This window comes from Nocardiopsis prasina DSM 43845, from assembly GCF_000341265.1.
In the GTDB taxonomy this organism is placed as follows: Bacteria; Actinomycetota; Actinomycetes; order Streptosporangiales; family Streptosporangiaceae; genus Nocardiopsis; species Nocardiopsis prasina.
On the sequence record NZ_ANAE01000137.1, the window covers coordinates 51512 to 58455 of the forward strand.

Below are 6944 nucleotides of genomic sequence, written 5' to 3' on the forward strand. Positions count from 1 at the left end.
AGGGATTCGGCCAGGTAGGGATTGGCCGCCCCTTCGGAGACCGCGGTGTCCAGGCGCTCGGTCAGGGCGTAGTAGTCCGCGTCGTCGCCCCCGGTACCGTCCTCGAACCGGGCCCGCCATCCCAGGAACTCCCGTTCCAGGTCGGAGAACACGGTGCGGCGCTCGGCGCGGGCGCACAGCCGGACGGCGTGGGTCTCCAGCGCCTCGCGCATCTGGAACTGGTGCACGACGTCCCGGAGCGCGATCTCGGTGACGAAGGCGCCCCGGCCGGGGCTGATCCGCACCAGGCCGTCCCGGGTGAGCCGGTGCAGCGCCTCACGCAGGGGTGTCCTGGACACGCCCAGGCGTTCGGCGAGCCGGGTCTCGTTCAGGTGCGTGCCCGGGGCCAGCTCCCACTCCACGATCTCCTCGCGCAGCCGCTCGTACACCAGTTCGCCCTGTCCCACTCCGCATTCCTCCCGGGTTCGCGCCGGAGGGGTCCGGCGGCGTTCGACCGCGCCGCTTGACATCGTCCACCCTGGCGGGCCAAGCTCTGACCGAATTGTATACAAGCGGTATCCAGGGTGTGCACAGCGATTGCGCTGCCCCTGGACACGAGGAGAGGGGCCCGGGCATGAGGGCGACCACACGGCTTCGGGGAATGGTCGACGGGGGCGGGACCCACGTCGCTCCGGGGGTGTTCGACGGGCTCACCGCCCGGTTGGCCGAGCGGAGCGGGGCCGAGTTGGTCTACGCCAGCGGTGGCGCGATCGCCCGCGGCCACGGGGTGCCGGACATCGGTCTGCTGGGCGTGACGGAGGTCGCCGACCGCCTGGCCCAGATCACGGCGGTGACGTCGCTGCCGGTCGTCGCCGACGCCGACACCGGGTTCGGCAACGCCGTGAACGCGGTCCGCACCGTGGGCCTGTTCGAGCGGGCGGGCGTGGCCGGGCTGCACCTGGAGGACCAGACCTTCCCCAAGCGCTGCGGCCACCTCGACGACAAGTCCCTGATCCCCACCGGCGAGATGGTGGGCAAGCTCCGCGCCGTGCTGGACGCGCGGACCGATCCGGACCTGGTCGTGATCGCCCGCACGGACGCGATCGCCTCGGAGGGGATCGACGCGGCGTTGGAGCGTGCGCGCGCCTACCTGGACGCCGGGGCGGACGTCATCTTCGTCGAGGCTCCCGAGAGCGTGGAGCAGATCGAGCTGATCGCCCGGGAGGTCCCCGAGCCCAAGCTGATCAACATGTTCCACGGGGGGAAGACCCCGGTCGTGCCCAGGGAACGCCTGGCCGAGCTGGGGTACCGCCTCGTCATCATCCCCTCCGACCTCCAGCGGGCCGTGATCAGGGCCTGCGAGGACGTGCTGGCGGCGATCGTCCGCGACGGGGACAGCTCGGCCGTCGCGGACTCACTCGCGTCGTTCGCCGAGCGTGAGGAGATCGTCCGGACGACGGACTACCTCGCGCTCGGAACCTGAGCCCGGCCCCCGTGCCGACGCGACCGGCACCGGTACGGCGGTCACCGGGCCCCGGCTACCGGACGGCGTCGGTCAGCGCTGCTTGCAGCACTGACCGCCCGCCTCGGCGCAGCGCGGCAGGGAGGTCAGCCGCCGCTCGTCGGTCCGGCCGGTGTACTCGCGCACCAGCTCGGTCACCATCGACACGAACGCGGGGTGCGTGCCGGGGCTGAGCGCCCGCTCGTAGCCGATCCCCAGCTTCTCGGCGGTCTCGCGGGCCTCCACGTCGAGGTCGAACTTGACCTCCATGTGGTCGGAGACGAACCCGTGCGGAACGACCACCACGGCGGGGACCCCCTCGGCGGCCAGCTCCTCCATGCGGTCGTTGACGTCCGGCTCCAACCAGGGCTGACTGGGCGGGCCGCTGCGGCTCTGGTAGACGAGTTCGTGGGGGTATTCGCGGTCCAGGCGCTCCACCACCAGGCGGGCCACCTCGGCGAGCTGGGCCCCGTAGGCGCCCGTCTCCCCGTACCCCTGGTCCGGGCCGCCGCTGACCTCGGCCATCGCGGTGGGGATGGAGTGCGCGGAGAACAGCAGGCGCACTCCCTCACGCTGGTCGTCGGGGAGCCGCTCCAGACACTCCTGGGTGTACTGCGCCAGGGGCTCGACAAAGCCGGGGTGGTCGTAGAAGGGGCGGATCAGGTCGACCTCGGGGGCGTCCTCCCCGAGCGCGGCGCGGGCGCGCTCGATGTCCTCGTGGTAGGCGGTCCGACTCGACCAGTTGCAGTAGGCGGAGGTGGGCAGCGCCAGCACACGGCGCACACCGTCATCCCGCATCCGCTCAAGGGTGTCGGTGAGCATCGGCTCCCAGAACCGGTTGCCCCAGTAGATCGGCAGGTCGATGCCGTTGGTCTCGAAGTCGGCGGTGACCGCGGCGAGCAGGTCCCGGCACTGCTGGTTGATCGGGCTCACTCCACCGAAGAGGAAGTAGTGCTCACCGACCTCCGCCAACCGTTCGCGGGGGATATTGCGCCCGCGGGTGACGTTCTCCAGGAACGGGATGACCTCGTCCTCGCCCTCCGGGCCACCGAAGGAGATCAGCAGAAACGCGTCGTAAGGCCTCATGCACCTCATGAAACCAGCTCCCCGCGACCTCCTCGATCCGCCCCGGCCCGAGTGACGGGACTTTCGTTCCTTCCGTGACCAGGGACACTCCTGGTCTGGTCACGCAAGTGACCGATGGGTAATGTCGCCGCATGACTGATGTGTTGTGGCACACCTGGGCCCACACCCACCAGGCCCGCCCGCGCCGAACGGCGACCCCCGACAGCACCGAGGACATCGTCTCCGCCGTCACGTCAGCGGCGGAGGAGGACCTGCGTGTCCGCATGGTCGGCACCGGGCACTCCTTCACGGACGTGGCCGTCACCGACGGCCTGCTCCTGGCCCCCCACTCGCTGACCCGCGTCCGTTCGATCGACGTCGGGGCCGGGACCGCCACCGTCGAGGCGGGGATGCCCCTGTGCGACTTCAACGACGCCCTCGCCGCCGCGGGTGTGGCCCTGGCCAACATGGGTGACATCGCGGTGCAGACCGTCGCCGGAGCCGTGCAGACCGGCACCCACGGCACCGGACGGGACGCGGGCGGCCTGGCCGGTCAGGTCGTGGGGCTGGAGATGGTGCTCGCCGACGGCTCCGTGGTCGAGTGCTCGGCCGACCGCGACCCCGAACTGTTCCACGCGGCCAGGGTCGGGCTGGGCGCGTTCGGGGTGGTGACGGCGCTGACGTTCGCGGTGGTCCCCGCCTTCCTGCTGCACGCCCAGGAGGAGCCCATGCCCCTGGACGAGGTACTGGAACGGCTCCCCGAACTGCGCACGAAGAACGACCACTTCGAGTTCTTCTGGTTCCCGCACACCGGGAACACCAACACCAAGCGCAACAACGTCTCCGAGGGCCCGGCCGAGCCGTTGTCGGCCTTCAAGGGCTGGCTGGACGACGACTTCCTGTCCAACACCGTCTTCGACCGGATCAACCGGGTGTGCCGCCGCTTCCCGTCGACCGTGCGCACGGTGAACCAGATCAGCTCGCGCGCGCTGTCCGCCAGGAGCTACACGGACGTCTCGCACAAGGTGTTCGCCTCCGTGCGCGACGTGCGCTTCGTGGAGATGGAGTACGCGATCCCGGCGGAGCACCTGGTGGACGTGCTGCGGGAGGCCAGGTCCATCGTGGACCGGGGCGACCACCGGGTGAGCTTCCCGGTGGAGGTGCGGTTCGCCCCGGCCGACGACGTGTGGCTGTCCACGGCGTACGAGCGCGAGACCGCCTACGTGGCGGTGCACATGTACCAGGGGACGCCCTACGAGAGCTACTTCGCCGACATGGAGGCGGTGTTCACCTCCGTGGGCGGACGTCCGCACTGGGGCAAGATGCACACCCGCGACCGCGCCTACCTGGAGGCCGTCTACCCCCGCCTGGGCGAGGCGCTGGCGGTGCGGGACCGGGTGGACCCGCACCGCCGCTTCGGCAACGCCTACCTCGACAAGGTGTTCGGGTGAGGCGGGTCGCCGGTTGAGGCGGACTCCCTAGCCGACCGGGGTGGTGGCGGGCTCGGGAGCGGGTTCGCCCTCGGGCTGGGGCCGCGACCCGGGGTCGGGGACCTCTCCGCCGCCCGGCTCCTCCGGCTCTCCCCCGTCCGCCGGAGGACCGGTGGGGTCGGGCTGTCCGCCGCCGGGCGTCTCGGGCTCGGTCTCGACCGGAGGCGTGCCGGTCTCGGGGCCGACCGGCTGCTCGGTCTCCGGCTGCTGGGTCCCGGTGTCGCCCTCGTCTGCGGGCTGGTCCCCGCCGTCGGTCTCGGGCGTCTCGGACGTGTCCTCCTCAACCTGCGCCGGAGCGGAGTGGCCGCCGAACAGCGAGGGCGAGGTGGGCTCGTCCTGCCCCTGGGTCCAGGCGGTCAGTGAGCGCCCGGTCATCAGCTCGAAGGCCAGAATCACCAACATGACCAGGGTGAACACCGCGGCGGCCGAGATGACCACGGCACGCCAACCGCGTCTGGGCCGGTCCGCGCCGGACTCCCCGTCCGCGTCCTCGTCGTCAGCCGCACCGGTGAAGCGGGCGGTGTGGCCGCTCACTGAGGGGATCAGCGCGGTGGCGTCCGCCTCGGCGGGGCCACCCACGAGGGTGGGGTCCTCGGGGTTGCCGAAGCCGTGCGCGACGGTCTGGCCCGGCAGGTCGCGCCCGACCGTGGGCATGGCCATCGTCCGGGTGGCGTCGTCGTCCTCGGGGAGGTCGAACGGCTCGGGGAACCCGGTGTCCGCGACACGGGTCGCGCCGGGAGCGGCGCCCGGGCTCCCGAACCCGGTCTGACCGGTACCGGCCTGACCGAACTCGGCCGTACCGAACCCGGACAGCTGTTCGTCGGTGCGCGCCTCGGCGTCGGTGTCGACGAGGGAGCGCGCCACGGTGTGCTTGGCGGCCTTCTTCTCCGCCTTCTCCGCGAGGCCCTTGGCCTGCTCGCCGCTGCGGGTGATCCAGTGCTGGATGATCGGCGCCGCGCTGGTGCTCAGCACGGCCATGACGCCGGTGCCGATGACGGTTCCGTAGACGTTGAGGTAGGAGGCGGCGGTGGCGGCGGTCAGCGTCGCGACCCCGGCTCCGGCGACCTGGGCCAGGCTCAGGTCGATGCGTCTCCTCCTGCCGCCCTCCTCCGGGCCCTCCCCTCGCGCCTCGGACTCGTCCTCGTGATCGGGTCTTGGCATCGCGCCCTCCCCCCTCTGTCGGCCGCGGTCGGCGCGGCGGGGCACTTGGTCGTGGGATGGGTGTGTGGCGGGGCGGACACACCCGCGGACCCCAAACTTCGCAAACAGCCCATAAGTGGAAACTTCACCTTACGGGCGACTCGCCGCTGATAACGCCATGAAATTGGAATGATCACTGTGTGGCATCCAACGGCGTGTCGAGTTGCGAACGACGGGGTGCGTCATGTTCGGACACGGCCGAGATCGGAGTTTTCCCCGGGCCTGGGGGGATTCGAGGCGCCCGAGATACCATCACGGCGGAGCCTTCGTGCGGGATCCGCGACATTCCCCCACGATCGCTCCCGGTCACGGAAGGTTCACCGTGTCAAGATTGGCACCGGAAGTGACCATAAGAGCCCCGGCCCCGGGGCGGCTCCCACCGTGGTGTCCACCACGGGCCGGGAGGCGGGCACAGTTCGGACATGCCGGGCGCGGTACTGGCCGAACCGTTGTCGGCCGACCAGACTTGGAGAACGCGGGGGACGGTCCACCGGATCGACCTTCGACGGGACGCGAAAGGGAGGGCGATGCACGAGCTTCGCCTCGTGGCCGTGAGCGAGGACGGCACCTACCTGGTGCTCGCCAGCACCGGCCGTGGCACCCGCTTCATGCTGCCCGTCGACGACCGCCTCCGTGCCGCGGTACGCGGCCAGTTCTCCCGGCTCGGCCAGTACGAGATCGAAGTGGAGAATCCGTTGCGCCCCAAGGAAATCCAGGCCCGCATCCGGTCCGGCGAGACCGCGGAGGCCATCTCCGAGATCTCCGGGATACCCATCGAACGGGTGCGTTGGTTCGAGGGACCCGTTCTCCAGGAGCGCGGGTACATCGCCCAGCAGGCCCAGCGGGCCACCGTGCGCTCACACGGTGAGACCGGCCCCGGCCCCTCCCTGGAGGAGGTGGTCAGCAAGCGGATCGGCGCCCACCAGTTGGAGACCGGCGACGCCGAGTGGGATTCGTGGAAGCGCGAGGACCGCTCATGGCAGCTCAAGCTGGTCTTCCTGCACGGCGGCGACGAACGGGTCGCCCACTGGCTGTACGAGCCCAGACACAACAGCGTGACGCCCGCCGACGAGGAGGCCGCCCGGTTCTCCTCCAACGAGCCCCTGGACGCCGCACCGGGGCCCGGGACCAACGTCACACCCTTCTCCCCGCGACGCGGCGAGCCCACCGACCTGCCCCGCCTGGACGCGCAGTCCGCCGCCGAGCGACGTCCCGACCACGTCGCCCAGCGCCGCCTGTCACCCGCGCAGGACACGCCGTTGGACGAACCGCTGCGTCCCGTGTCCCATCCGTCCGAGACCGACCAGTTCGGGGTTCCGATCCGCGAGGAGCGCCGCCGTCAGGCGCCGCCGCGCCAGGAGCCCGAGCCCCGGCGCGCCTTCGAGGCGCCCGGTGACAGGTTCGCGGGGCAGCGGAACGAGATGCCGCCCGCCGCGCCCCGGCCCGAGGCTCCGAGGCACACGGCGCACCACCCGGAACCGGCCCCGAGGCGCTACGCCGAGCCCGTCGACTCTCCGCCCGCGCGCCCCGAGCCGCAGCGGTACGCACCACAGCGTCCCGAGCCCCGCAGGACGGTCTTCGAGGAGAGTGCCTCCGCCGCCCACGAGGCCCCGGCGCGCCCCGAGCCGCTCAGGCACGAGGTCCAGCCCCACGAGTACCGGCAGCCTCCGGAGCCGCCCTCGGCGCCGGACTGGCTCCCCGCCCCGCCC

Annotated in this window: 6 protein-coding genes (1 of these 6 cut by a window edge); 3 read left to right on the plus strand and 3 right to left on the minus strand. The window is 71.6% G+C overall.

The window, feature by feature from the left end:
- Positions 1–509 carry the 5' portion of a GntR family transcriptional regulator gene (locus D452_RS31415; protein ID WP_449289519.1) on the minus strand. 52 nt of this gene lie to the left of the window's left edge, so only the first 509 of its 561 coding nucleotides appear in the window; its start codon is at positions 507–509; its stop codon lies off the left edge, out of view.
- 104 nt (positions 510–613) lie between these two features.
- Between D452_RS31415 and D452_RS0115170 the strand changes: the two genes are divergently transcribed.
- Positions 614–1462 (plus strand): isocitrate lyase/PEP mutase family protein, encoded by an 849-nt coding sequence (locus tag D452_RS0115170; protein WP_026129335.1) that lies wholly within the window; start codon positions 614–616, stop codon positions 1460–1462.
- A 72-nt stretch (positions 1463–1534) separates the two neighbouring features.
- On the opposite strand, the gene D452_RS0115175 is transcribed toward D452_RS0115170, so the two are convergent.
- Entirely contained in the window at positions 1535–2566 is a 1032-nt protein-coding gene (locus tag D452_RS0115175) for a ferrochelatase (RefSeq protein WP_017545006.1), read from the minus strand.
- A 131-nt stretch (positions 2567–2697) separates the two neighbouring features.
- Here D452_RS0115175 and D452_RS0115180 point away from each other — a divergent pair, with 131 nt between their 5' ends.
- On the plus strand, positions 2698–3996 hold the full coding sequence (locus tag D452_RS0115180; RefSeq protein ID WP_040693887.1) for a D-arabinono-1,4-lactone oxidase: 1299 nt from the start codon (positions 2698–2700) through the stop codon (positions 3994–3996).
- A gap of 27 nt (positions 3997–4023) precedes the next feature.
- Here D452_RS0115180 and D452_RS0115185 read toward each other — a convergent pair whose 3' ends face one another.
- Entirely contained in the window at positions 4024–5196 is a 1173-nt protein-coding gene (locus D452_RS0115185; RefSeq protein ID WP_017545008.1) for a hypothetical protein, read from the minus strand.
- Between the two features lie 566 nt (positions 5197–5762).
- On the opposite strand from D452_RS0115185, the gene sepH reads away from it, so the two are divergent.
- Positions 5763–6944, plus strand: a 1182-nt coding sequence (sepH, locus tag D452_RS0115190) for a septation protein SepH (RefSeq protein ID WP_026129337.1), incomplete at its 3' end; no start/stop codon positions are given.

Excerpts from the sequence above, each read along its gene's own strand:
- D452_RS0115180 (WP_040693887.1), top strand. The coding sequence starts at position 2,698 with ATGACTGATGTGTTGTGGCACACCTGGGCCCACACCCACCAGGCCCGC.
- D452_RS0115175 (WP_017545006.1), bottom strand. The coding sequence starts at position 2,566 with ATGAGGCCTTACGACGCGTTTCTGCTGATCTCCTTCGGTGGCCCGGAG.
- D452_RS0115185 (WP_017545008.1), bottom strand. The coding sequence starts at position 5,196 with ATGCCAAGACCCGATCACGAGGACGAGTCCGAGGCGCGAGGGGAGGGC.
- D452_RS0115170 (WP_026129335.1), top strand. The coding sequence starts at position 614 with ATGAGGGCGACCACACGGCTTCGGGGAATGGTCGACGGGGGCGGGACC.